Raw genomic sequence first — 24,273 nt, forward strand, 5'->3', positions numbered from 1 at the left:
GAATTTTTTGGCGGGCGGTCACGTCGTAATGGTTGGCGTGCCTTGGCCGAGCGTCTCCGCAAACAGCGTCGTCAGCCGCTTCCAGTGGCGTTCGGCGCCGGCTGCATCGAAGGCACTATGGTCCGGCATGCACCAGCCATGCGCCATGCCGGCATAGTTCTCTATGACATGATCGACCTCGGCGGCGCCCAGTGTTTCGGCCAGCCGCGCCGATTGCTCCGGCGGAAAGCTGCGGTCCACACCGGCAGTGCCGATATAGACCCTTGCCTTGACCGAGGCGGCCTTCCGATGCGGACTGTCGGCTGCGTCACCAGCCAGATTGCCGCCGTGAAAACTGGCCGCAGCGGCGATGCGATCGGGATAGCTGGCCGCCGCGTTCAGCGCCCGCGCTCCGCCCATGCAGTAGCCGACAATGCCAACCGGCCCGGCCAGGCCTTGCGCAGCAAGTGCATCGAGGAAAGCGCCGCTGTCGCGGATCGTCATCTCCTGGGTCGTGCCGCCGAGGAGACCTGTGATGGCGGCCTTGCTCCTCTCGTCGCCGAACGCAGTCTTGGGATCGAACGGACCGTAGGGCGCATTGCGGTAAAAAAGGTCCGGCACAAGCACCGCATAGCCCTCGCCCGTAAGCCTTTCCGCCATCTGATCAAGCGCCGGTCGCGGACCGAAAACGTCCATGTAGAGGATGATCGCTGCCTTGGCTGGGGCCGCCGAACGGAACAGCCGGGCCTTGGCAATGCCGTCGCTTGTCTTGATTTGCATCGCTTGCGTGGCCATCATCCGCTCCGTTGATCTGACGTGCGATAGATACCCGCGGTGACCGTCGCGGCAAGCTGTAATGAGGCGATCTGCTTCAAGATTTCGTGCGGCATTCGGCGACGCTACAGACGCGCGAATGCTGCCATGTGAAAGGCCTGAACCTCGGCCGGATAGCGATAATCGGTACCGTAAGGACAGGCGTTGCGTTCGAGGCAGCCGCCGGTCCGACAGGGCGCGCCGTTTTGCCCGCGCACATGGGCCAGACAGGTTTCATGTGCAAAACCATCCGCAGAATAAGCCTCTACCGGACAGGATTTCAGGCAAGGTTTTTCCAGACATGTATCGCAAAGGTGAATCACGTCGCGGGGTTCTTGGAGCGCAATTTCGTCTTCGAACAGCAGCGCGCCGCGATAGGCATGCCAGAGCCCGTATTGCGGATGCATGAGAATGCCGAGCGGTGACGGCTTCAGCCCCTCCGCACGTATCGCCCATTGCTGGAACGGCAGATAAGGCCTGTCGGACGGTGACACGGCGCGCGCCCCGAATTTTCCGGCCACCGCGCCGATCACTTCGCGCGACCATCTGTCGAGCGGATCGTCGATCGGCTGTGACTGTTTCTCCAACCAGCGCAGGAAGTGCGGCCAAGGTGCGGCACCCGCCTGCCCCACCAGCAGAACGGATCTGGCGGCAGCGCCGGAGAGACCGGAAGGTGTTTCCTCACCGCCCGCAAAATCGAAGCCGCCGCGAAGCATAAGGCCGTGAGCGGAAAGCGCAGCCGCGATTGTTTCAGTCATGCCGCGCTCGGGATCATCCCTTCTTGTCCGGGTCGGAGAAGGCACTCCGCCAGACTTCCTTGTGGATGATGTTGGCGACTTTAGCCCCGCCTGATTCGGGCTCCTTTCAGGTGAAGGCGTCGGCCATCGACGCCTTCTTCCTGGCGATGAAGTCCTTCAGCCCATCGTCGATGCCCGGATCGAGATACGGCGCCTCGTAGCTTTCCAGCCAGCGGCGGGCGAGCTCGTTGGCGCGCTGCGGCGCGGTTTTTTCGCCTTCCGCCAGCCATTGCTCGTAAGAATTGTTATCGGCGATGTTGGAACGGTAGAACGCGGTCTGGAAATTGGCCTGGGTGTGATCGCAGCCGAGATAGTGGCTGCCCGGGCCGACCTGGCGGATGGCGTCCATCGCCTGGCCGTTTTCCGACAGGTCGACACCCTCGGAGAACTTCTGCGTCATGCCGAGCTGGTCGATATCCATCATGAACTTTTCGTAGCAGGAGGCGAGACCGCCCTCGAGCCAGCCGGCCGAATGCAGCACGAAATTGGTGCCGGCGAGGATCGTCGAGTTCAGCGTGTTGGCGCTTTCATAGGCCGCCTGCGCATCGGGGATTTTTGAAGCACAGAGCGAACCGCCGGTGCGGAACGGCAGGCCGAGCCGGCGCGCGAGCTGCGCCGCGCCATAAGAGACCAGCGACGGCTCCGGCGTGCCGAAGGTCGGCGCGCCCGACTGCATCGAGATCGACGAGGCGAAGGTGCCGAACAGCACCGGCGCACCCGGCCGGATCAGCTGGGTGAACGACGCCCCCGCCAGAACCTCGGCTAAAACCTGCGTCAGCGTGCCGGCGACCGTCACCGGGCTCATCGCACCGGCAAGGATGAACGGCGTGACGATGCAGGCCTGATTGTGGCGCGAATAGACCTTCAGCGCTCCCAGCATGGTCTCGTCGAAGACCATCGGCGAGTTGGCATTGATCAGGCTGGTCAGCACCGTGTTGTTCTCGACGAAATCGTCACCAAACACGATCTTGGCCATCGCCACCGTATCTTCAGCGCGCTCGGGCGCGGTCACCGAGCCCATGAACGGCTTGTCCGAATATTTGATATGGCTGTAGACCATGTCGAGATGCCGTTTGTTAACCGGCACGTCGACCGGCTCGCAAACCGTGCCGCCCGAATGATGGATCGACGGCGCCATATAGGCGAGTTTCACGAAATTCCGGAAATCCTCGATCGTCGCATAGCGCCTGACGCCGTCGAGATCGCGCACGAAGGGCGGTCCATAGACCGGCGCGAACACTGTCGCGTTGCCGCCGATCTGCACCGAGCGCTCGCCGTTGCGGGCGTGCTGGGTATAGACGGACGGAGCGGTCTTCAACAGCGAGCGGCAGAGGCCCTTGGGGAAATGCACCCGCTCGCCCTTGACGTCGGCGCCCGCCTCTTTCCAAAGCTGCAGCGCCTCGGCGTCGTCGCGGAAGATGATGCCGATCTCCTCCAGCACCGTGTCGGTGTTCTTTTCGATCAGCGCCAGCCCTTCCTCGTCCAGCACTTCATAGACGTTGATCTTGCGCTTGATATAGGTGAGCTGTGTGCCGGGGCCGCCGCCCGAACGTGCAGCCCGTCGGGCTGCGGCGCCACCGCTGGCAGCGCGCCCGCGCCGTGCGTTTGACGCTTCCTGATCGACCGGCGCGTTCTCACTCATAATCGTTCTTCCCTGGCTTTCGTTCTGGCCTGATTTACTCCGGCCGGGCTCTTGCACCGGCCTGAAATCCGTTTGCGGCCGCATATTGCGGTCTCTGGCCGGATCGTAGCCATGCACCCTATTCGAAACGGCCCGCCAGCGCCAACGCCTGTCGCAAAATCGACAAGAATTCCAAGAGATTTACGGTCGCTTTCGTTTTGCGGGAAGTCGCAAATCAGCTATGGACAACCGGCCCGTGCGGGTTAGGTATTGACGCGATATTTTTAAGCTGCCGCAACAGTTGTAGCCGGCAAGGAGCCTGAGAAAAAATGGCCGACGACGAGATCATCCTTTCGGAACTCTCCGACGACGAGTTGGTGCAGCAGATGCACGACGATCTTTATGACGGGTTGAAGGAAGAAATCGAGGAAGGCACCAATATCCTTCTCGAGCGCGGCTGGGCGCCTTACAAGGTGCTAACCGAGGCTCTGGTCGAGGGCATGCGCATCGTCGGCGAGGACTTCCGCGACGGCATCCTGTTCGTTCCCGAAGTGCTGCTGTCGGCCAACGCGATGAAGGCCGGCATGTTCATCCTGCGTCCGCTGCTTGTCGCCACCGGCGCGCCGAAGCAGGGCAAGATGGTGATCGGCACCGTCAAGGGCGACATCCATGACATCGGCAAGAATCTGGTCGGCATGATGATGGAAGGCGCCGGCTTCGATGTCATTGACCTCGGCATCAACAATGCAGTCGAAAAATATCTCGATGCAATCGAAAAGCACCAGCCCGACATCATCGGCATGTCGGCGCTACTGACGACGACCATGCCTTACATGAAGGTCGTCATCGATACGATGAAGGAAAAGGGCATTCGCGACGACTATGTCGTGCTGGTCGGCGGTGCGCCGCTCAACGAGGAATTCGGCAAAGCCGTCGGTGCCGACGCCTATTGCCGCGACGCCGCGGTGGCGGTCGAGACTGCCAAGGACTTCATGAAGCGCAAGCACAACGTTCGCGCTTCGGCCTGAGCCAATAAGTCCGGCACCGACGAGAAAAGCCGCGCCTTGCAGTGCGGCTTTTTTATTCCCAAATGTTTAGAGCTGTGCGGATCAGGGTTTCTTGACGGTATCGTCAACAGCCTTCGCAGTGGATTTGATATCCTTACCGACGCCGCGCACCGTGTTGGCGCAGGCCGAAACAGCCAAGGCGCAGGCGAGAATAGCGATTGGCGCGACGCGGAACAATTTCATGAATAGTGTCTCCCTCAGGATATAAATTCGCTGGACAGCAACGAAGATGGATTAGACTGGTTCCATGACTACCGCGCGAAAACGACAATCCGATCAAGGCGACAGGCTGCTCGTCATCGCCTGCGGAATGATTGCGCGCGAAGTTTTGGCGGTCAAGGAGCAGCTCGGGCTCGACCACCTCGACCTGACTTGCCTGCCGGCGGAGTTCCATTTCTATCCGGACCGCATCGCGCCGGCCATGGACAAGGCTATCGAGAAGGCCAAGACCGACGGCTACAGACACATCTTCGTCGGCTATGCCGATTGCGGCACGGGTGGCCTGCTCGATCGGATCTGCGAGAAGCATGGCGTCGAGCGCATGGCCGGGCCGCATTGCTTTGCTTTCTACCAGGGCATGGATGCCTATGCGAAGGTCGCCGATGACGACATGATGTCGTTCTACATGACCGATTTCCTCTGCCGGCAATTCGATGCCTTCTTCATGAAGCCGCTCGGCCTCGACAAGCACCCGGAGCTGATCAAGGACTATTTCGGCAACTACGAGAAGCTGATCTATATCGCTCAGACCGATGACCCGGAACTCGACAAGGTCGCCGAAAAGGCGGCGAAAATGCTCGGCCTCGCCTATGAGCGCCGCTCGACCGGCTATGGCGACCTGACGAAGGAACTGGCCAGCGCTGCAATCCTGGCTTGACGATATTTCTAGGCAAAGCGTTCTTCAGCTTCGAGCCCGGCGAGCACATCGGCAAAGCTCGTCTTGCAGACGAAACCCAGCCGGTCCCTCGCCCGCGACGCATCATAGACCCGGTCGATCGACGAAAACATCGTCCAGCCTTTCTTCGTGTAGAGTGCCGGATAATCCGGAAAATAGCGCGCGACGACCGACGGCGCGTCGGCGATCAAGGCCGCGCAATCTTCGGGCTGGAAAGGCGTCGGTGCCGAGATGATGAAAGTGTCGAAGCCCAATTGCGGTGCTTTCTCCAAGGCGGCGATATGGGCATCGGCTGCGTCCTCCACCGTCAGCCGGCGGAACAACAGCTCATTGGCCTTGGTGTTGGCATCCGACTGTTCGATCACGTGCGCCATGTCGTCCGCCTCGGGAAAAAACCGGGCGGTGCGCAACACGATCACCGGCAGGCCGAACTGCAAATGATAGAGCCGGCAGAGCTGTTCGGCTGAAAGCTTGGTGACGCCGTAGATGTTGCGCGGTTCAGGCGACATGTCTTCCGTCAGCCATGCCGCCTTGCGCGCCCCGCCGGTGAAGCCGGTGCGTATGGACTCGGAAATCATCAGCGATGTCGTCGACGTAAACACGAAGCGCTGAACGCCAAAAGCTGCTGCCGCATCGAGCAGGTTGAGCGTGCCGCGCACATTCGTCTCGACGAAATCCTCGTTGCGATGACGTTCGATGTCAGGCTTGTGCAGCGCGCCGCTATGGATGATGGCCTCGATGCGGTTCTCCTCGACCGCCCTCATGACCAGGTCGCGATCGGCGACAGAGCCGACGATTCGCGTTTCCGAGGATGGGACGGGATCGAGGCCGGTGACGTCATGACCAAGAGCCCGCAGCCGCGGCGCCAAGGCGCTGCCCAGCCAACCGGACGATCCCGTCAGCAAGATCCGCATTCTTTCCACCTCGTTTCTGCTGTCGATGCTCAGGCACGGATGACAGAACGCGGCGAAACATTAAGGTATGCGCCAGACAAGAAAACAGCCTGCTCCAGCCATCAACAGGGAAACGCCACCGATGATCGCTCGCCTCATGTTTGCCGCAGCAACTGTCCTCTGCTTGACCATGCCCGCGTTCGCCGATGGCGAGGTGCAGAAGCTGATAACGGCTGCCGACAAGGCGCGGCTCAACAAATATGGCGAGACGCGCAAGGCAGCGCTTGACGAGGCGAAGGCCGGCGATCCCGCCGAGGTCAAGCAGCTCGACGCCTTGCTGGCAAAGCCGCTGGTTCCCTTCTCTGACAAGGACCTGACCGGCAAATGGCAATGCCGCACCATCAAGGCCGGCGGATTGAGCCCGCTCGTCATCTATGGCTGGTTCAAATGCAAGGTGAGTGACGACGGTTCCGGCTGGAGACTGGAAAAGATCACCGGCTCGCAGCGCACCAAGGGCCGCTTCTTCGACGATGGCGAGAAACGCGCGATCTATCTCGGTTCCTTCCACGTCAACGACGATCCGGCAAAGCCCTACGGCAGCGGGCCGGAAAGCGATCAGGTCGGCTATGCCTTCCGCAACAGCGCCAGTGAATGGCGCATCGAGTTCCCGGCGCCCTATTACGAATCGAAGCTCGATATCCTCGAATTCAAGCGCTGAGCCCCGATCACCAGGGGTTAACCCGGTCAGCCTAGCATTCGCGCGCAAAGAACAGGTTCTTTGCGGGGGGTCGCAGAGCATGGCACTGTCGAAAACAAACCAACGGCCGATCGTCGTCGTCACCGAAGGCGGCCCGCATATCTGGGCGATCGTCAACGCCGTCGCCGATCAACTCGGCCCGGTCAGCGTCATCCTCGAAGCTCCTGAATCCAAAAAGCAATTGCTTCTCGCGCGGGCGCGGCGGCAAGGCTGGACCTCGGCCATCGGTCAACTCGGCACGATGGTGCTGACGCGCCTCGGCAAGCGCTTCTTCGCCGGCCACGCAGCCCGGCTTGCCGCCGGGCAGAAGCTGCAAACCGAACCGAAGCCTGGGCAAAAGATCATTTATGTCTCGTCGGCCAACGCGCCGGAGTGCCTGCAGGCGATCGCGGAAATCCAACCGGGTGTGGTGCTGCTCGCCGGCTGCCGCTTGCTGTCGCGGCAGACGCTGGCCAAAATCCCTTGCCCGGTCCTCAACTACCATGCCGGCATCGCCCCGAAATATCGTGGCATGAACGGCGGCTACTGGGCGCTGGCTTCAGGCGATGCGGAGAACTTCGGCACCACCGTGCATCTGGTCGACGCCGGCGTCGACACTGGCGGCGTGCTGCGGCAGACGCGTGGCAAACCGCAGCCGGGCGACACAATTTCAAGCTACGCGTTGCGGCAGGCGGCCTTCTCGCGCGACATCTGCGTCGAAGCGGTCAGGGATGCGCTGGCCGGCAAGGTCGGCACGGTGGATCCCGGCCTGCCTTCGAAACAATGGTATCATCCGACGGTATGGTTTTATCTCTGGACGGGGATAAGGCACGGCGTCTGGTGACGCGCCGATTTACCGGACAGCCACCCGCCACTAACATTGCATCATGAGCGACATCGACCACCGCACCATCATTGCCGGCCTTTCGGTCGAGGACCGTCGCGACCTCACCACCAGGCTGGACGGACCCGGCATTATCCGGCTGGCCGTCCATGGCGGGCTGGTTGTCGTGCTGGGCGCGCTGATCGCCGCCCGCATCCCGTTCTGGCCGCTTCTCATCTTGCCGCAGGGAATCCTGATCGTCTTCTTCTTCACGCTGTTGCATGAGACCATCCATGAAGCGGCGTTCAGAACGGCGTTGCTCAATCGCACCATCGCCACCGTGGCCGGCTTCCTGATCCTGTTGCCGCCGGCATGGTTCAGCTACTTCCATTTCGCCCACCACCGCCACACGCACGATCCGGACAACGACCCCGAACTGATGGCGCCGAAGCCGGAGACCATCAGCCAATATCTGCGCTATCTGTCCGGCGGTCCCTATTGGATCGCCATGGGCCGTGTGATCGCAACCAATGCGGCTGGCCGCAACCGCGACGGCTTTGTGCCGGAAAAGGGTCGCCGGAAGGTGCTTGTCGAAGCACGGCTGTTCCTGATCGGCTATGCGGCATTGCTGGCCGCATCGCTCGCCGCGCAGTCGGCGCTGCTGTTGTGGGTCTGGATCGTGCCGGTGCTGGTCGGACAGCCGTTTTTGCGTGCCTACCTGCTGGCCGAGCACGCGTTGTGCCCGCATGTCACCAACATGCTCGAGAACACCCGCACCACCTTCACCACAAGGCTGGTGCGCTTCGTGGCTTGGAACATGCCGTACCATTCCGAGCACCATTCCTATCCGGCCGTTCCCTTCCACCGCCTGCCGCGCTTCCATGACATCGTCGCGGAGCATTTACGCACGACCGAACGAGGTTACGTGCGCTTCCACAGGAGGCTGGTCGGCAGCTACGATGGCCGCGCCGGCTGACCAGTGCTGGAAGAAACTCCGCTTTCAACCGCGGCCGTCGATTGCGTCGCTTTTGAAGGCCCCCGCGTCGTCCCATAACAAGCAGCCCAACAGCGCTTCCGGCAATGCTCGAAACCACTGCATTGGCCAAAAGATCGGAATCGATCTTCGGAGAGCACGATGCAGCGGAGTTAAGTGGTAGAGCATCGTTTGTGCGTCTGATTGGACGCACGGCGCTCTGCAGGAGCAGGAAATTATGGCCGATCTGATCGTCGTCTACTGGCGCGACATCCCCGCCCAGGTCATCGTCAAGAAGGGCCGGCAGAACGCCAAGCGCGAACTGCCGCTGCGCTTCACCGAGGCGATCGACATGTGCGCCATGCGCACCGGCGCTGGCGGCACCGACGACTATCTTGCCGAATGGCGCAAGGCAGAACCCCTCCCGGTCAGTGACGATCTTGAAGCCGAGGCCGAGAAGGCTCTTCAGGAACTTGATGCGAAATACGACCGTGAGCGGCTGGTCGCTCTGGTCAAGGCGGGGGGCAAAGAAAATGTCTGATCCCCAATCAATGCCGGCGACGACGGCTCAAGCCGGCGTGACCCAGGCGACCATCGTCAAGAAGGCGGCGCCGAAATCCGACTACAAGCCGGCCGACGTGTCGCCGCAGCGGCGTGTGCAGCGCTCTTTCGCGGTGCGCCTTTGGTCTGTGCGGCATTCGCGGCTGCTCGAATGGTTCTACGGCAAATTCGCCGACATGTTCCTGCTCCTCCATCCGCTGTGGAAGGGCATCGGCTACAGCCGTGTCGAAGGGCCTGTGAAATTCGTCGAAAAGCGCGTCAAGGGCTTCATGTTCGACTGCCGCATGTGCGGCCAGTGCATCCTTTCCTCGACCGGCATGTCGTGCCCAATGAACTGCCCCAAGCAATTGCGCAACGGCCCTTGCGGCGGTGTCCGCGCCAACGGCAATTGCGAGGTCGAGCCTGACATGCCTTGCGTCTGGGTCAAAGCCTGGGAAGGCTCGCGGAACATGGTGCATGGCGACAAGATTTTGGAAGTGCAGAAGCCGGTGGATCAGTCCTTGCGCGAAACCTCCGCCTGGCTGCGGGTCACCGCGCAGGCCGCGGCCGCCCGCAATGCGGCCCGGAATACTACGAAGACCGGAGCGTCGGCATGATCGGCCGTCAGCCAGACGAGAATCCGGCCGGCATCCATTTGCCGCTCGATCCCCTGCCCGGCCACACCTCGCGTGGCCGGCTGGAACGCGTCCTCAGGCGCGGCGAGTTCGCAGTGACGACCGAGCTCAATCCGCCCGACAGCGCCGATCCGGAAGACGTCTACAACCGCGCCAGGATTTTCGACGGCTGGGTCGACGCCATCAATGCCGTCGACGCTTCCGGCGCCAACTGCCACATGTCGTCGGTCGGCATCTGCGCGCTGCTGACCCGCATGGGCTATGCCCCGATCATGCAGATCGCCTGCCGCGACCGGAACCGCATCGCCATCCAGGGCGACGTGCTTGGGGGTGCTGCGATGGGCGTCGCCAACATGCTGTGCCTGACCGGCGACGGCGTGCAGGCCGGCGACCAGCCCGGCGCCAAGCCGGTGTTCGATCTCGACTGCATGTCGCTGCTCGAAACCTGCCGCGTTATGCGCGATAACGGCAAATTCCTGTCCGGCCGAAAACTCACGACGCCGCCGCAGCTTTTCCTTGGCGCGGCCATCAACCCGTTCGCGCCGCCGATCGATTTCCGGCCCTATCGGCTTGGCAAGAAGATCGCCGCCGGCGCGCAGTTCGTGCAGAGCCAGTACTGCTTCGACGTGCCGATGTTCCGTACCTACATGCAGAAGGTCCGCGACCTCGGCTATACCGAGAAATGCTTCATCCTGTGCGGCGTCGGGCCGCTGGCCTCGGCCAAGACGGCCAAATGGATCCGCTCCAACGTGCCGGGCATTCACATTCCCGATCAGATCGTCAAGCGCCTGGAAGGCGCCCAGGATCAGAAGAAGGAAGGCAAGCAGCTCTGCATCGACATCATCAATGAGGTGAAGGAAATTCCCGGTGTATCCGGCGTCCATGTGATGGCCTACCGCCAGGAAGAATACGTCGCCGAGATCGTCGACGAATCCGGCGTGCTGAAGGGTCGCCGGCCGTGGAAACGCGAAATCCGCCGCGACGACCAGCTCGTTGCCGACCGGCTCGATCACATACTGCATGACGACCTCACTGAAACCCAGGTCGACATGGTCAAGACCGCGCATTGACAGCGCGAATCGTCAGCATTCGCTTGATCAGAAACAGATAACGATATAAAGAACTCTTTATATCACGATGGAGAGATTTCATGACCCGGACCATCGTCGCCTCGGCGACACGAGAAATCATCATCGGCTTCGATCAGCCCTTCTGCGTGATCGGCGAGCGCATCAACCCGACCGGCCGTAAGAAACTGGCCGCCGAAATGATCGCCGGCAATTTTGAGACCGTCATCAAGGATGCGCTGGAGCAGGCCGCCTGTGGGGCGACCATGCTCGACGTCAATGCCGGCGTCACTGCAGTCGATCCCAACGCCACCGAGCCGGCGCTGCTGGTGCAGACGCTGGAGATCGTGCAAGGCCTGGTCGACCTGCCGTTGTCGATCGACTCCTCCGTGACTGCGGCAATCGAAGCGGCGCTGAAGGTCGCCAAGGGCCGGCCGCTAGTCAATTCCGTCACCGGCGAGGAGGAAAAGCTCGAAGCCATCCTGCCGTTGATCAAGAAATACAACGTTCCCGTCGTCGCCATTTCCAACGACGAGACCGGTATTTCGATGGACCCCGATGTGCGCTTTGCCGTCGCCAAGAAGATCGTTCAGCGCTGTGCCGACTTCGGCATTCCGGCGCATGATGTGGTCGTCGACCCGCTGGTCATGCCGATCGGCGCGCTGGGCGATGCCGGCCGCCAGGTATTTGCCCTGCTACGCCGCCTGCGCGAGGAGCTCAAGGTCAACACCACCTGCGGCCTCTCCAACATCTCGTTCGGCCTGCCGCACCGTCATGGCATCAACGCCGCCTTCATCCCGATGGTGATCGGCGCCGGCATGACCTCGGCGATCATGAACCCGGTGCGGCCGCAGGAAATGGAAGCGGTGCGTGGCGCCAACGTGCTGAACGGCACCGACGAGAACTGCACCAACTGGATCAGGACCTACAAGGACTACAAGCCTGCTGAAGGCGGCCAGGCCGTTGCCGCCCGGACGCAGGTCAACGCGCCGGGCGATGGCAATGGCAATGGCGGACGCAGGCGCGGCGGCCGCGAAGCGCGCATGGCGCGGGGTTGAGCCAGGTCTTGGCCGACACGATATGGGGCCTAGGACTGGGGAGGAACCGAGACACAGCGGCATCGCTGCCGTGGCCAAGACCCGAGCTGCGTAGAAAGTAAAGTCTGGAACGTATGAACTCTCCCGTCAACATCACCGATCCGCTCGTGCTGTTCATGCCGTCGGGCAAGCGCGGGCGGTTTCCGGTCGGCACGCCGGTTCTGGATGCCGCGCGCCAGCTCGGTGTCTATGTCGAGAGCGTGTGCGGCGGGCGTGCCACTTGCGGGCGTTGCCAGATCGAGGTGCAGGAAGGCAATTTCGCCAAGCACAAGATCGTTTCCTCCAACGATCACCTCTCGCCCAAGGGCGCCAAGGAAGAGCGCTACGAGCGCGTACGCGGCCTGCCCGAGCGCCGCCGGCTGTCCTGCTCGGCGCAGATTCTCGGCGATCTCGTCGTCGACGTGCCGCAGGACACCGTCATCAACGCGCAGACCATCCGCAAGGACGCCGACACCAGGGTCATCGCCCGCGATGCGGCAATCCGGATGTGCTATGTCGAGATCGAAGAACCCGACATGCACAAGCCGCTCGGCGACCTCGACCGTCTGAAGATCGCGCTGATGAAGGACTGGGGCCTCAAGAGCCTCGAATTCGATTTCCATCTGTTGCCGCAGGTGCAAGGCATTTTGCGCAAAGGCAACTGGACCGCGACCGCCGCGATCCACAAGGACACCGACAGCGAGACCGCACGGGTCATCGCTTTGTGGCCCGGCCTCAAGAACGAGGCGTACGGACTTGCCTGCGATATCGGCTCGACCACGATCGCCATGCATCTGGTGTCGTTGCTGTCGGGCCGCGTCGCCGCCTCGTCGGGCACATCCAATCCGCAGATCCGCTTCGGCGAGGATCTGATGAGCCGTGTCTCGTACGTGATGATGAACCCGGACGGCCGCGAAGGCATGACGGTCGCCGTGCGCGAGGCCATTTCGGGGCTTGTGGACAAGGTCTGCACCGAAGGCAACGTCCAACGCAACGACATCCTGGATTCCGTGTTCGTCGGCAATCCGATCATGCACCATCTGTTCCTCGGCATCGATCCGACCGAGCTCGGCGGCGCCCCCTTCGCGCTAGCCGTCTCCGGCGCCGTGCACATCAAGGCATCGGATATCGGTTTGAAGCTCAACCAGGGCGCCAGGCTCTATATGCTTCCTTGCATTGCCGGCCATGTCGGCGCGGACGCTGCCGCAGTGACGCTGTCGGAAGGGCCGCACCGCCAGGACGAGATGATGCTGATCGTCGATGTCGGCACCAATGCCGAGATCGTGCTCGGCAATCGCCACCGGGTCGTGGCGGCCTCATCGCCAACTGGCCCGGCCTTCGAAGGTGCGGAAATCTCCGGTGGCCAGCGCGCCGCACCGGGTGCCATCGAGCGCGTCCGCATCGATCCTGAAACGCTGGAACCGAAATACCGCGTCATCGGCTCGGAACTCTGGTCCGACGAGCCGGGCTTCCTCGACAGCGTGCAGGCGACCGGCGTCACCGGTATTTGCGGCTCCGGCATCATCGAGGTGGTCGCCGAGATGTATCTCGCCGGCATCATCTCCGAGGACGGCGTCGTCGATGGATCGCTGAGCGGCCACTCGCCTCGCGTCGTCGCCAATGGCCGCACCTTCTCCTATGTGCTGAAGGAAGGCGAGCCCAAGATCACCATCACCCAGACTGATGTGCGCGCTATCCAGCTTGCCAAGGCCGCCCTTTATGCCGGCACCAAGCTTTTGATGGAAAAGCAGCACACCGATCATGTCGACCGCATCCACTTCGCCGGCGCATTCGGCTCGTTCATCGACCCGAAATACGCAATGGTGCTGGGCCTGATTCCGGATTGCGACCTCGACAAGGTCTCGGCCGTTGGCAATGCGGCCGGTGCCGGTGCCCGCATGGCGCTGTTGAACCGTGGCTATCGCCGCGAGATCGAGGAAACCGTTAGCAAGATCGAGAAGATCGAGACGGCGCTGGAGCCGAAATTCCAGGAACATTTCGTTTATGCCATGGCGCTCCCGAACAAGATCGACCCGTTTCCCAAGCTGTCGGCGGCGGTGAAACTGCCGCCGCGCAAGACGGTGAGCGAAGACGGCATTGCCGGCGACGCTGCCCCGCGGCGGCGTTCGCGCGAAGGCCACGCCGCGCGGCGCGGGCGGGGATGACTCGCCTCCGATAGGCCGTCAGACCTTCCATTTTCATTTGTATGCAAATGTTTCCAGATCGCGCCGATCTGGAAACGAAATCGCGTTTTCGTGAAATCCGCCAGATACATAGGCGGAGCATTTAACCGGCATCGAACGGCAGGCGGAAACAGTTTTCGGCCACCGCAACGCTCCAAGGAGATCAAGATGTCGATGTTCGAAAGCTTCGGCCGCTATGGTGCGGCCTTCAAGAAAACACGCGAAGCGCGCAAGTCGCTGCGCATCCTCAACAGCTTGCCGCCTGAGATCCAAAAGGACATTGGCTGGCCGGTGTCGCCGCGTTCGAGCGAAGGGCAGCCGTCGGTCGGATGGGGCACGCAGCGCGGATGAAATTCATCGACAAATGCAAGCTGTTCGGTATTCGCCGGAGCCGCAATGCGGCTCCGGCTGCACCCAGCAATTGGCTGCGCGCCGCGTTGCTGCCGCGGCGTTGAGCTGCGCCGGTAGGCCAGAGACTTCATGGCCGGATGCTTTGTCGACAGCTGGGATCAAACGACCGTGTTGAGATTGCATCAATCTTGACTTTTTTGGTGGCGACACAATCTTCGAAATAGTCGGGGGTTCTCTTAGTCGGCTCAGCCGAAGTCCGTGTATCTGCATGCCCAGTCTCAAAAGCCACGTCGTGTCGTTCGTCCTCAGGTACAGCCGCAAGAAGGCGTTTTCCAGCCCCGAGAACCTGCAGCGCTGGATCGCCTATGCGCGCAAGACGGAAAACCATCAGCCGCCTGCGTCGCTGCGGTCGCGCCTGGAGATCACAACCCGCACGATCAACGGCTTTCCCGTCTACGAGATCGCTCCCCAGGCTGGTGAGCGGAGGCGGATTCTCTACCTGCACGGCGGCGCTTATGTCTTTGAAATCACACCCTATCATTGGCGGCTGATCGCCGACATGGCCGACCGCCTCGGGTTCGGTATCACCGTGCCGATCTATCCCATTGCTCCCGAACACGACTTTCACGCCATGTTCGGCATGGTCGGCGCCGTCTACTGCCAGATGTTCGGCGAAACCAGGGCGACTGATATCATCTTCATGGGCGATTCCGCCGGCGGAAACATGGCCGTCGTGCTGACGATGATGGCTGCGCAAAATGGCTTGCCCTTGCCATCACGCCACGTGCTGATTTCGCCCGGTCTCGACGTGTCGCTCGCCAACCCAGAAATGTATGAGGCCGAACGCAACGATCCGTGGCTGGGCATTGCCGGCGGCCGCGAGGCGATCCGGCTTTACAGCGCCGGCATAGATCCCACCGACTGGCGCATCAGCCCGGTTTACGGCGACCTGTCGGTGCTGCCCAAAACGCTGCTGCTGACCGGTTCACGCGATCTGCTCACCCCCGACAATCTGATCTTCGCGGAAAAGGCACGCGCGGCCGGCGTCGAAATTGAGGTCGTCCACGAGCAAGGCATGTTCCATGTCTGGCCGTTGATCGACATGCCGGAGGCGCGACGCGCGCGGGACAGCATAGTGGCCTTCTTGACCAACGAAACTGACAGTTATCATGCCAAGGCAGGAGAGTTGTGGCTGCAGAGGACAGACCGCGACGGAACCCCTCGCGATCTGGTTGCGCCGCTCAGGTCGTAGTTTGGCTCAGAACTTCCCAGTTTCCCTGAACATCTCAAACGTCGCGCGGATATGGTCGGCGACTGCCTTCACCGGCGCGCTGGCGTCCGGCGTCACCACCATGGCGAGGTTGTAGGTGCCGATGTCAGGCATGCCGTCCTTCGGGCACAGCTCGACCATGTCGCTGCCGAGGAAGGATTTCGGCAGCGGCGCCACCGCAAGATCCGCCATGATCGCGGCGCGCTGGCCGGCCGTGTGCGCGCTCATATAGGCGATACGGTAGTTGCGGCCCTCGCGGCCAAGCGCCTCCAATGCCCCTGCCCGCCAGGCACAGCCCTCTTCCCACAATGAGACCGGCAGCGGCTCGCGCAGATGCGCGCAACCGCCCTTGGCACCGGCCCAGACGATCGGCTCTGTGAGCAGCACTTCGGCGCCGATCGCGCTGGTCTTGTAGGAGTTGGTGAGCAGCGTGATGTCGAGCGCCCGGTCGTCCATGCGCCGGCGCAGATTGACGCTCTGGTCGATGGTGACGTCGACCGCGATCGATGGATGCGACTGTGCGAACCGCTTCAGCACATGCGGCAGCACACGTTCGCCGTAATCGTCCGGCGAGCCGAGCCGCACCACCCCGACAATGTCTGGAATGATGAACTTCGACACCACCTCGCGATTGATCGACAGCAGCCGGCGCGCATAGCCGAGCAGCATCTCGCCATCGGTGGTCAGCGTCACCGAACGGGCGTCGCGCGCGAACACCGAGCGGCCGAGAATGTCCTCCAGCTTCTTGATCTGCATGGAGACGGCCGACGGCGTGCGGAAAACCGCATTGGCCGCAGTGGTGAAGCTGCCGGTCTCGGCGATCGCGACGAAAGTGCGCAGAACATCCAGATCGAGCAGCGGCAGCGGATGATTGAGTGGGGCGTTCATGGCAAGCGACCTTCAATTTTTCTGATGCAAACCATCATTCCATTTCGTTTGATTGAACATCAGTTTGGGAGGATAGTCAACTCCATCGAAGGCAGGACGCATCGAAGTGGTCCCGAAACAACCATGACACGGACCTGCAATCGACACGAAATGAAGCTGAAACAAACCCGGTGTACCGCCTGACGCTGCAAGCGCCGGGACAACCTGGCCCAACGCGAAGGAGAATGAGATGTCTATCCTGTCATCCATCGGTCGGATCGCGACCGAGTTCAGCGAGGCCCGTGCCCGCTACCAGACGGAACGCGCCATCCGCGCGCTGCCGATTGAACTGCAGAAGGATATCGGCTGGCCCGAAGCTGCCGATGCTAAGGCCGGCACTCGCCATGGTGTGGGATCCTGGGCTGGAGCAAAGTAAACCGTGTGTATCAACAGCTGAAGGCCTGCCGCGCAGATCAGCCCGGCAGGCCTTTTTGTTTGTACTCCAATGATTTTCCCGAGCCATGTCGCCGTCGCATGCCGCATATGAGCAAGTCGCATAGCAGCCCGCACTGGCAATCAACACATTGTAAATAATCGAAAATCCGGGGCAGAATGCCCAAATTTGTCGCATTCCGTGTCGCTTTTCATATCAAGTGCTTCGCTTTTGCGATTTAGTTTCCCCTCACGTAAGCCTATATCATCATCAACAAACGAGCTGCCCCACTCCATCAAGCGAAGGCGACCCGTCTGAGCAACCGAATGGAGATGATCATGAAGCTTTTTGCCCGCCTCTTTGCCCGTCGCGAAATGAACCTGACGACCGCGCTCGAGCGCCAGCGCCTGGCCAACACCATGCCTGGCCAGACCGGTGCCATGGCTGCCGCGCGCCTCGGCTTCGTCGCCTGAGACGCGGCAATCCCGGCGGAAGCAGCCTAGCGCTGCTTCGAAGTCGATCCAGCGCCGCTTCGGTTTTGCCGAGGCGGCGTTTTCGTGTGCGCAGACTGCGTAGGCTCGTTTGCTCGATCCGGCGGCATGTCGCGTCCTTCGCCGCATAGCGATTGCCCATTTGCGACCCGTGTCGCAAATAAAGTCGCTCCGCTGCCATCTAGCCAATTGACAGGAAACGTCTTTCCTGATGTCGCTATGCTAATCGCGACATCCTGTTCGCGCCATTGCAGCGTGAGGATCTACCCGTGAACGTCGTAAAGCACCCGATCCGGCGATCGTTCGTATTCTTCCTGGTCCCCGATTTCACCATGATTGCCTTCGCGACGGCGCTCGACCCGTTGCGTTCGGCCAACCGCATGCTCGGCTATGAAGCCTATCGCTGGCGGCTCGCCAGCATCGACGGCAAGCCGGTGCGCGCCTCGAACGGCGTCGAATGCGCCGTCAACACCTCGCTAGAGGAAGAGCGCAAGAAAATGTCCGGACCGGACCGGCCGAACATGGCCATCGTCTGCAGCGGCATCAATGTCGAGCGCTACCAGAACAAATCGGCCTTCGCCTGGTTGCGCGAGGAGTACAATCGGGGCGTTGCCGTCGGCGGCCTGTGCACCGGCGCGCATATCCTGGCCGCCGCAGGCCTGCTGTCCAACAAGCGCTGCGCCATCCATTGGGAGAACCTGCCGGGCTTTTCCGAGGCGTTCCCCAAGGCCAACGTGTTCGCCGACCTCTTCGAGATCGACCAGAACATCTACACCTGCGCCGGCGGCACCGCGGCGCTCGACATGATGCTGAAGCTGATCGGCGACGATTTCGACGAAAGCCTCGTCAACCGCGTCTGCGAGCAGGTGCTGACTGATCGTGTGCGCAGCCCGACCGACCGCCAGCGCCTGCCGCTGCGCGCCCGCCTTGGCGTGCAGAATTCCAAGGTTCTGACCATTATCGAGCTGATGGAAGCCAATCTCTCCGAGCCGCTCTCGCTGATCGAGGTCGCTGACCATGTCGACCTGTCGCGCCGGCAGATTGAGCGCCTGTTCCGCACCGAGATGGGGCGCTCCCCTGCCCGTTACTATCTGGAGATCCGCCTCGACCGCGCCCGGCACCTGCTGATCCAGTCGTCGTTGCCGGTGGTCGAAGTCGCGGTCGCCTGCGGCTTTGTTTCCGCCTCGCATTTCTCCAAATGCTATCGCGAGTTGTACGCCCGCTCGCCGCAACAGGAACGCGTCGACCGCAAGCAGCTTCTGGCGGCCTGATCCAGCACGTTTCGCGGGCGCGGCCGAAATTGTCATGACATTGTCTGGCGAAATGTGGTATCCTTCAATCGAGAGGTACCAATGACGACCAGAACCACCAGATCGGAAAAACTGGACTTGCGCCTTACCCCCCAGGCAAAGCGTACACTCGCAACCGCCGCCGCGACTGAACGCCGTTCGCTCAGCGATTTCGTGCTTGAAAGCGCGCTTGCGCGAGCCGAAGAAACATTAGCCGACCGGCGCAGCCTCCATCTCGATGCCGAAAAATGGGTCGCGTTCATGGCAGCGCTCGACGCGCCAACGCGTGATCTCCCCCGCCTCAAGCGCCTATTGAACGAACCAAGCATCTTTTCCGGTCGCGATCCAGCGTGAGCGAATTCCAGATCGAGAAACTGGCCCGCAAGCATTTGGTGGACATGTTCGACTGCGGTGAAGAACCGCTCAATCGCTTTCTCGTACGCTATGCATTCCAAAACCAGCAAGCCAATGCTTCGCTGACCTACATTGGTCTCTCTGGCGAAGATGTAATCGGCTTTTATACCCTGGTCGTTGGTGAAGTTAAATATGAGGGTGCGCCCGAGCGATTGACGAAAGGTCTCGCACGCCATCCGGTGCCTGTAATGCTGCTGGCGCGTCTTGCGGTCAGTCTGGACTGGCAAGGCAAAGGCGTCGGCGGCGGACTGTTGCGCGATGCCGTCCTGCGCAGTTTGCAGGCGGCCGATATTGCAGGTATCCGCGCGGTCGTCGTCCACGCCAAGAACGACGGCGCCCGCACGTTTTACGAGCACTACGGATTCGCGCAATCGCCGACGGACCCGCTGCATCTTTACGTGCTTATCAAGGACTTACGAAGTCTCTGAGCCGTTCAGGCGCCTTGCTGACCCGACTATATCTGCGCCGTGCGCATCGCCTCGACGCGGATATCTTCCGTCAGCCGCGCCTTCAGTGCCGAAAACTCCGGGCTGGTCTTCAGCGTGTAGTGGCGCGGATGCGGCAGGTCGACGGCAACGTCCGATTTGATGCGGCCCGGCCGTGCCGTCATCACGACCACGCGCGACGCCATGAAGATCGCCTCCTCGATGTCGTGGGTGACGAACAGCACCGTTTTTTGCCGGCGCTCCCAGATGCCGAGAAGCAGTTCCTGCATCAGCCCGCGGGTCTGGTTGTCGAGCGCGCCGAACGGCTCGTCGAGCAGCAGGATCTCCGGATCGTTGGCCAGTGCCCGGGCAATCGCGGTGCGCTGCTGCATGCCGCCGGAAAGCTGGTTCGGCCAATGGTTTTCAAAACCTCTCAGCCCGACGAGATCGACGTAAGAAGCGACGATTTCGCTGCGCTCGTGCTCGGCCATTCCACGTTCGCGCAGGCCGAAGGCGATGTTCTCGGCGACCGTCAGCCACGGAAACAGCGTATAGGACTGGAAAACCATGCCGCGGTCTGGACCGGGCCGGTCCACCACCCTACCGTCGAGCAGAACACGTCCCCCACTCGGCGCTTCGAGGCCGGCGACGATCCTGAGCAGCGTCGACTTTCCACAGCCGGATGGCCCCAGGATGGTGATGAAGTCGTTGGCGGCAACCGCCAGATCGATCGGCATCAGCGCCTTGACCGGCTGCCCACCGCCGACACCGGCGAAGGTGCGCGAGACGCCTTCGATGAGCAGCTTGCTCACGCCAGGCTCCATGGAAACAGCCAACGGTTGAGCGCCTTGAAGGCGAAATCGGACAACAGCCCGATCAGGCCGATGACGATGATGCCGAAGATGATCTGCCCTGTCGCCAGCCGCGACTGGCTGTTGATGATCATGTAGCCGATGCCCGACGACGAGCCGATCAGCTCGGCGACGATGACATAGGTCCAGGCCCAGCCGAGCACCAGCCGCAGGGTCTCGGCAATCTCCGGCGCATTGGCCGGCATGATCACGCGCCGCACGATGCCGTTGTCGGACGAGCCAAGCGTGTAGGCCGCCTCGACCAGGTCGCGCCGTGTGCCGCCGACCTTGACCGCGATGATCAGGATGATCTGGAACACCGAGCCGACGAAGATCACCAGCAGTTTTTCGAGCTCGCCAACGCCCGCCCACAGGATGAGCAGCGGGATGAAGGCCGATGCCGGCAGATAGCGGGCGAAGGAGACGAACGGCTCCAGAAACGCCTCCACGGGCTTCCAGGCACCCATCACGATGCCGAGCGGCACGGCAACGATGGCCGCCATCAGGAACCCGCCGAAGACGCGCCAGATGGTGATAAGGATGTCGAGCCAGAAGCGGTCCTCGACCAGCAGCCGCCAACCGTCTCTCACCATCGACAGCGGATCGGCAAGGAAAATGCGATTGACATGGCCGCCAAGCGTGATCCACGCCCAGAACGCCACGAACAGCACGAAGAACGAAATGCCGAGCACGGTTCGAATGCCCGGCGAGACCGGATGCAAGGGGCGCGGCATCTTCGACCGTCCTCTGATCTGAATGAAAAAGCGGCGGCGCACGCGCCGCCGCCGGGCGACAATCCTGCCGGTTAGTCGGCGACGGCGCTGGTGTCGGCCAATGTCGAGACGTCAGGCGCTTCCTTGATCAAACCCATCTGCAGCAGAAGCTCGCCGGCGGTCTTGGAAAAGTCCTGGAATTCCTTGGTGAAGAACTGCTTGTTTTCAGCCTTGTCGGCCCATTTCAGGTATTTGGCCGATTCTTCGAATTCCTTGGCCGACTGCTTCACGTCGGCACCCATCGTCTCATAGGATTTCGCCGGATCGCTCTTGATCAGGTCGAGTGCCTCGAAATAGCTGTCGGCAAGCGCCTTGCCCGCATCCGGATTGGCCTTGAGGAACTCCGGCGTGCAGCCGACGGTATCGAGCACCATCGGATAGTCGAGAGTGGTCACAAGGATATGGCCCTGGTCGGACTTTTCGCGCACCGCCGAGATGAACGGCTCATAGGTGACCGCCGCATCGTTCTGGCCGGCGAGAAACGCCTGCGCCGCCGCATCCGGCTCCAGGTTGACGACCGTCACGTCCTTGGTCGACATGCCGTTCTTGTTGAGCACCCAGGCCAGCATGAAATAGGGCGAGGTGCCCGGCGCCGAAGACGCGACCGACTTACCTTTGAGATCGGCGACGGTCTTGATGTCGTTGCGGGCGACGATGCCGTCCGCGCCGTAGGATTTGTCGAGCTGGAATATCTGCTTGGTCGTCACGCCATTGGCGTTCCAGACCAGCCAGGTCTCGACCGTGGTGGCGGCGCATTGCAGGTCGCCGCTGGCGATGGCGAGCGGCCGGCTGGCTTGCGGCACCTTCTTCAAGGTGACGTCGAGGCCGTGCTTTTCGAAGATGCCGGCCTGCTTGGCGAGCGTCAGCGGCGCAAAGCCGGTCCATCCACTGATGCCGATGCTGACCGATGTGGCGGCCATCGCCGGCGCGGACAATCCGACGGCAAGCGTCAAGCTTGCGGCAAGAATTCCGATCCTGTTCATGTCGGTTCCCCTTTTATGTGTTCGGATGGGGAATTGTGTCACAGACGCCCGCAGGCTTGTCAATGAAGCAGATGCTGCACTGCGGTATGTCACTATCGACAGCAAACTCCGCCATCAGCGGCTGTCGTACATCCAGCTGCGGTCGCGCCACATTTTTTCGCCGACCAGGCAGTCGGTGACGGGGATGTCCTGTGCCAGCACCAATGGCGGATGCGCCGCCTCTTCCGCCGCTCGCTGCGGCGAGGCCGGACCGGCAAGCTCCAGCACCAGCTTGCGGCGGATGGCCTCCGGAAACTGCGTCCAGTCATTGACCGGGATCATGAAGGAGCCCGGCCCGCCGATGACGCAGTCGCTGTAGTAGCGGTCGAGATTGTTGACATCGTAAGCGCTGCTGAACCCGCCCCTGGTCATCAGCGGCAGGCCGTTGACGGTGATGCCTTGCTTGATCACGGCGTCGCGGGTGATATCGACAGGTGCGCCCTGGTTGTTGGGGCCGTCACCCGAAATGTCGATCACCCGCTTGACGCCCTGGAAGCCGCTTTCAGCAAAGAGATCGCTGGCGAATTCCAGCGCGCCGGAGATCGAGGTGCGCCTGGCACTGGCCGGCGGATGAGCGGAAAGCTGCGCTGCCAGCCGCTCGGCGTCGGCACGATTGGCGATCACCGTCCACGGCACGACGACCTGCTGCCAGGTCGCGCCAGCCCATTCGACATAGGTGACGGCAATCTTGCCATGAGCGCCTTCGCCGATTGCCTGCAGGACATCGTCATGCGTCAGCGCCGCCGCATAGCCATGACGCTGGATTTCGAGCTCGTCCGGCGACATGGACAGCGAAACGTCGACTGCCAGCACCAGTTCGACGTCGACCGGCTCGGCGGCGCGGGAGTTTGCAGTCAGCCATAGCACCGACGCCAGCGCGGCGGCACCCGAGACGAGATGTCTTGCACGGGCAAAACCAGACATGCCGCACGGTAAGCGAAAATCGCCGATCGACAAAGAGAAAAGCCCGGTGGAGACCCGGGCTCATTCGGTCACATTTTTGCGAACCGCCGGAAAACGAATTTCATTGGTGGATGCGGTGCCCGCCCCGTCCCCGCCACTCCACGGCCTTCTCGACATCCGTCTCGGAGGATGGGTCCGGCTTCGGTTTTCTAGCACCGACCCCGCGCGCTGCCCTCCAGTTCGGCTTGAATGACGGCGGAAGCCACAACAGAATACCTGCAACCGCGGCAGGCAAGATGATCGCAAAACGCAGAATTGAAAGTACGATGCCGCAGATGCCGACGATCTGCGCGGCCCGGCGGACGCCGAAGCGTCTCAGGAACAAATGTCTTGCAATCACGCCGCCATCCAGATCGTAGGCGGGCAGGATGTTGAGAATGATAAGTGACACGTTCAACAATGCGCCAATCCAAAGCGTCCATTCCAGAGGACCGGCCGACCTTGACGGCAGCCACCCGAATGGCCTTTCGGGCGCAACTGGATGAGTTCTCCAAAAACCAGATAATAGGCCGCATCGAAAAACGCGGCGAGCGCGACGTTCGCCAGGGGACCCGCTATCGCAATCCGCGCCTAGGCAGGCGATGGCGCTGCGGCGCGTTTGAAACGCGTGAGCCCGCCGAAGAGATTTAATTCTATCCTGTCAGTGGCGACGCCTTGTCGGCGTCCGATCCAGGCGTGTGCCAGTTCGTCCAGAAATATCGACGCAAACAGAAGCGCTGCAAAGATAGAGGTATGGATCAGTGCATCCTTGGGTCGGCTCGCCCACTCGTTCAGGAAGGGCAGCACAATGGGAATTGCGAAGGTCCAGCTGACGCGAACCGGGATATTCCGGTTCAGCTGAAACACAAGCGCATCGTTTTTTCTGTCCCAGCCGATCCGCCGCAAAGGCACCCCCCAATCGCAGCGCGACGGTAAGCGAGAATCATCGCTCCACAAAGCGAAAAGCCCGACGATGAATCGGGCTTCTGCATTCAGGTCCTGCTGGCACTGCTCGGCTTGCCTGTGTGGAGAATCGGCAGGCAAGCA

At 61.7% G+C, this 24,273-nt stretch carries 29 protein-coding genes; 17 read left to right on the top strand and 12 right to left on the bottom strand.

Annotated features, from left to right (window positions below; all coding sequences use genetic code 11):
- Positions 1-18 precede the first annotated feature (18 nt).
- The 3 genes from NKK47_RS12860 to NKK47_RS12870 form a co-directional block, all read right to left on the bottom strand.
- Complete coding sequence (locus NKK47_RS12860) at positions 19-774, bottom strand: dienelactone hydrolase family protein (protein WP_352454609.1); 756 nt, start codon at positions 772-774, stop codon at positions 19-21.
- 104 nt (positions 775-878) lie between these two features.
- Positions 879-1,508 carry a hypothetical protein gene (locus NKK47_RS12865; protein WP_352454610.1) on the bottom strand — a complete coding sequence of 210 codons (630 nt, stop codon included), beginning with the start codon at positions 1,506-1,508 and terminating at the stop codon, positions 879-881.
- 148 nt (positions 1,509-1,656) lie between these two features.
- Positions 1,657-3,231 carry a trimethylamine methyltransferase family protein gene (locus NKK47_RS12870; protein WP_292654762.1) on the bottom strand — a complete coding sequence of 525 codons (1,575 nt, stop codon included), beginning with the start codon at positions 3,229-3,231 and terminating at the stop codon, positions 1,657-1,659.
- Between the two features lie 308 nt (positions 3,232-3,539).
- On the opposite strand from NKK47_RS12870, the gene NKK47_RS12875 reads away from it, so the two are divergent.
- Positions 3,540-4,238, top strand: a complete 699-nt coding sequence (locus NKK47_RS12875; RefSeq protein ID WP_023676506.1) for a cobalamin B12-binding domain-containing protein — start codon at positions 3,540-3,542, stop codon at positions 4,236-4,238.
- Positions 4,239-4,319: 81 nt separating this feature from the next.
- On the opposite strand, the gene NKK47_RS12880 is transcribed toward NKK47_RS12875, so the two are convergent.
- Positions 4,320-4,460: an entericidin A/B family lipoprotein gene (locus tag NKK47_RS12880; protein WP_023676507.1), complete on the bottom strand. Its 141-nt coding sequence runs from the start codon at positions 4,458-4,460 to the stop codon at positions 4,320-4,322.
- A gap of 64 nt (positions 4,461-4,524) precedes the next feature.
- Here NKK47_RS12880 and NKK47_RS12885 point away from each other — a divergent pair, with 64 nt between their 5' ends.
- On the top strand, positions 4,525-5,154 hold the full coding sequence (locus NKK47_RS12885; protein ID WP_352454611.1) for a DUF1638 domain-containing protein: 630 nt from the start codon (positions 4,525-4,527) through the stop codon (positions 5,152-5,154).
- Between the two features lie 8 nt (positions 5,155-5,162).
- Here NKK47_RS12885 and NKK47_RS12890 read toward each other — a convergent pair whose 3' ends face one another.
- Positions 5,163-6,086, bottom strand: a complete 924-nt coding sequence (locus tag NKK47_RS12890) for an NAD-dependent epimerase/dehydratase family protein (RefSeq protein ID WP_352454612.1) — start codon at positions 6,084-6,086, stop codon at positions 5,163-5,165.
- 121 nt (positions 6,087-6,207) lie between these two features.
- Here NKK47_RS12890 and NKK47_RS12895 point away from each other — a divergent pair, with 121 nt between their 5' ends.
- The 10 genes from NKK47_RS12895 (at position 6,208) to NKK47_RS12940 (ending at position 15,701) form a co-directional block, all read left to right on the top strand.
- The gene (locus tag NKK47_RS12895) at positions 6,208-6,783 is read left to right on the top strand and encodes a DUF4893 domain-containing protein (RefSeq protein ID WP_352454613.1); all 576 of its coding nucleotides are present in this window, start codon (positions 6,208-6,210) and stop codon (positions 6,781-6,783) included.
- 79 nt (positions 6,784-6,862) lie between these two features.
- Positions 6,863-7,645, top strand: a complete 783-nt coding sequence (locus NKK47_RS12900) for a formyl transferase (RefSeq protein WP_352454614.1) — start codon at positions 6,863-6,865, stop codon at positions 7,643-7,645.
- A gap of 43 nt (positions 7,646-7,688) precedes the next feature.
- Positions 7,689-8,600 (top strand): fatty acid desaturase, encoded by a 912-nt coding sequence (locus NKK47_RS12905; protein WP_352577087.1) that lies wholly within the window; start codon positions 7,689-7,691, stop codon positions 8,598-8,600.
- 235 nt (positions 8,601-8,835) lie between these two features.
- Positions 8,836-9,138 carry a virulence factor gene (locus NKK47_RS12910; protein WP_352452105.1) on the top strand — a complete coding sequence of 101 codons (303 nt, stop codon included), beginning with the start codon at positions 8,836-8,838 and terminating at the stop codon, positions 9,136-9,138.
- A complete protein-coding gene (locus NKK47_RS12915; RefSeq protein ID WP_352454616.1) occupies positions 9,131-9,754 on the top strand; it encodes a methylenetetrahydrofolate reductase C-terminal domain-containing protein in 624 nt (207 codons plus the stop codon). The genes NKK47_RS12910 and NKK47_RS12915 overlap by 8 nt, the downstream gene beginning before the upstream one ends.
- Positions 9,751-10,842, top strand: coding sequence for a methylenetetrahydrofolate reductase (locus NKK47_RS12920; protein ID WP_023676515.1), 1,092 nt, complete (start codon positions 9,751-9,753; stop codon positions 10,840-10,842). The genes NKK47_RS12915 and NKK47_RS12920 overlap by 4 nt, the downstream gene beginning before the upstream one ends.
- 80 nt (positions 10,843-10,922) lie before the next feature.
- A complete protein-coding gene (locus NKK47_RS12925) occupies positions 10,923-11,897 on the top strand; it encodes a methyltetrahydrofolate cobalamin methyltransferase (RefSeq protein WP_023676516.1) in 975 nt (324 codons plus the stop codon).
- 113 nt (positions 11,898-12,010) lie between these two features.
- Positions 12,011-14,080 carry an ASKHA domain-containing protein gene (locus NKK47_RS12930; protein WP_352454617.1) on the top strand — a complete coding sequence of 690 codons (2,070 nt, stop codon included), beginning with the start codon at positions 12,011-12,013 and terminating at the stop codon, positions 14,078-14,080.
- 186 nt (positions 14,081-14,266) lie between these two features.
- On the top strand, positions 14,267-14,449 hold the full coding sequence (locus tag NKK47_RS12935) for a hypothetical protein (RefSeq protein ID WP_352454618.1): 183 nt from the start codon (positions 14,267-14,269) through the stop codon (positions 14,447-14,449).
- Between the two features lie 268 nt (positions 14,450-14,717).
- Positions 14,718-15,701, top strand: coding sequence for an alpha/beta hydrolase (locus tag NKK47_RS12940; RefSeq protein WP_352454619.1), 984 nt, complete (start codon positions 14,718-14,720; stop codon positions 15,699-15,701).
- Between the two features lie 6 nt (positions 15,702-15,707).
- Here the strand turns inward: NKK47_RS12940 and NKK47_RS12945 are convergent, their stop codons facing one another.
- A complete protein-coding gene (locus NKK47_RS12945) occupies positions 15,708-16,607 on the bottom strand; it encodes a LysR substrate-binding domain-containing protein (protein WP_023676521.1) in 900 nt (299 codons plus the stop codon).
- 229 nt (positions 16,608-16,836) lie between these two features.
- Here NKK47_RS12945 and NKK47_RS12950 point away from each other — a divergent pair, with 229 nt between their 5' ends.
- The 5 genes from NKK47_RS12950 (at position 16,837) to NKK47_RS12970 (ending at position 19,641) form a co-directional block, all read left to right on the top strand.
- Positions 16,837-17,022 (top strand): hypothetical protein, encoded by a 186-nt coding sequence (locus NKK47_RS12950; protein WP_352452109.1) that lies wholly within the window; start codon positions 16,837-16,839, stop codon positions 17,020-17,022.
- Between the two features lie 335 nt (positions 17,023-17,357).
- Positions 17,358-17,492: a hypothetical protein gene (locus NKK47_RS12955; protein WP_013894968.1), complete on the top strand. Its 135-nt coding sequence runs from the start codon at positions 17,358-17,360 to the stop codon at positions 17,490-17,492.
- Between the two features lie 350 nt (positions 17,493-17,842).
- Complete coding sequence (locus NKK47_RS12960) at positions 17,843-18,781, top strand: GlxA family transcriptional regulator (RefSeq protein WP_348625928.1); 939 nt, start codon at positions 17,843-17,845, stop codon at positions 18,779-18,781.
- Positions 18,782-18,862: 81 nt separating this feature from the next.
- Positions 18,863-19,153 carry a type II toxin-antitoxin system TacA family antitoxin gene (locus NKK47_RS12965; RefSeq protein ID WP_352454620.1) on the top strand — a complete coding sequence of 97 codons (291 nt, stop codon included), beginning with the start codon at positions 18,863-18,865 and terminating at the stop codon, positions 19,151-19,153.
- Positions 19,150-19,641, top strand: a complete 492-nt coding sequence (locus NKK47_RS12970; RefSeq protein ID WP_352454621.1) for a GNAT family N-acetyltransferase — start codon at positions 19,150-19,152, stop codon at positions 19,639-19,641. Before NKK47_RS12965 ends, NKK47_RS12970 begins: the two co-directional genes overlap by 4 nt.
- A 26-nt stretch (positions 19,642-19,667) precedes the next feature.
- On the opposite strand, the gene NKK47_RS12975 is transcribed toward NKK47_RS12970, so the two are convergent.
- From NKK47_RS12975 to NKK47_RS13000, 6 genes are all read right to left on the bottom strand, one after another.
- Complete coding sequence (locus tag NKK47_RS12975; protein WP_352454622.1) at positions 19,668-20,450, bottom strand: ABC transporter ATP-binding protein; 783 nt, start codon at positions 20,448-20,450, stop codon at positions 19,668-19,670.
- A complete protein-coding gene (locus NKK47_RS12980; protein ID WP_023676527.1) occupies positions 20,447-21,223 on the bottom strand; it encodes an ABC transporter permease in 777 nt (258 codons plus the stop codon). The genes NKK47_RS12975 and NKK47_RS12980 overlap by 4 nt, the downstream gene beginning before the upstream one ends.
- A gap of 71 nt (positions 21,224-21,294) precedes the next feature.
- Complete coding sequence (locus NKK47_RS12985) at positions 21,295-22,245, bottom strand: ABC transporter substrate-binding protein (RefSeq protein ID WP_352452114.1); 951 nt, start codon at positions 22,243-22,245, stop codon at positions 21,295-21,297.
- Positions 22,246-22,359: 114 nt separating this feature from the next.
- Complete coding sequence (locus NKK47_RS12990) at positions 22,360-23,208, bottom strand: DUF1194 domain-containing protein (RefSeq protein ID WP_352454623.1); 849 nt, start codon at positions 23,206-23,208, stop codon at positions 22,360-22,362.
- A gap of 100 nt (positions 23,209-23,308) precedes the next feature.
- Positions 23,309-23,878 (bottom strand): site-2 protease family protein, encoded by a 570-nt coding sequence (locus tag NKK47_RS12995; RefSeq protein ID WP_352454665.1) that lies wholly within the window; start codon positions 23,876-23,878, stop codon positions 23,309-23,311.
- Positions 23,818-24,270, bottom strand: a complete 453-nt coding sequence (locus tag NKK47_RS13000; protein WP_352454625.1) for a zinc metalloprotease — start codon at positions 24,268-24,270, stop codon at positions 23,818-23,820. The genes NKK47_RS12995 and NKK47_RS13000 overlap by 61 nt, the downstream gene beginning before the upstream one ends.
- Between the last annotated feature and the right edge of the window lie 3 nt (positions 24,271-24,273).

The sequence above is a fragment of the Mesorhizobium sp. M0019 genome (assembly GCF_040323975.1).
GTDB lineage: Bacteria > Pseudomonadota > Alphaproteobacteria > Rhizobiales > Rhizobiaceae > Mesorhizobium.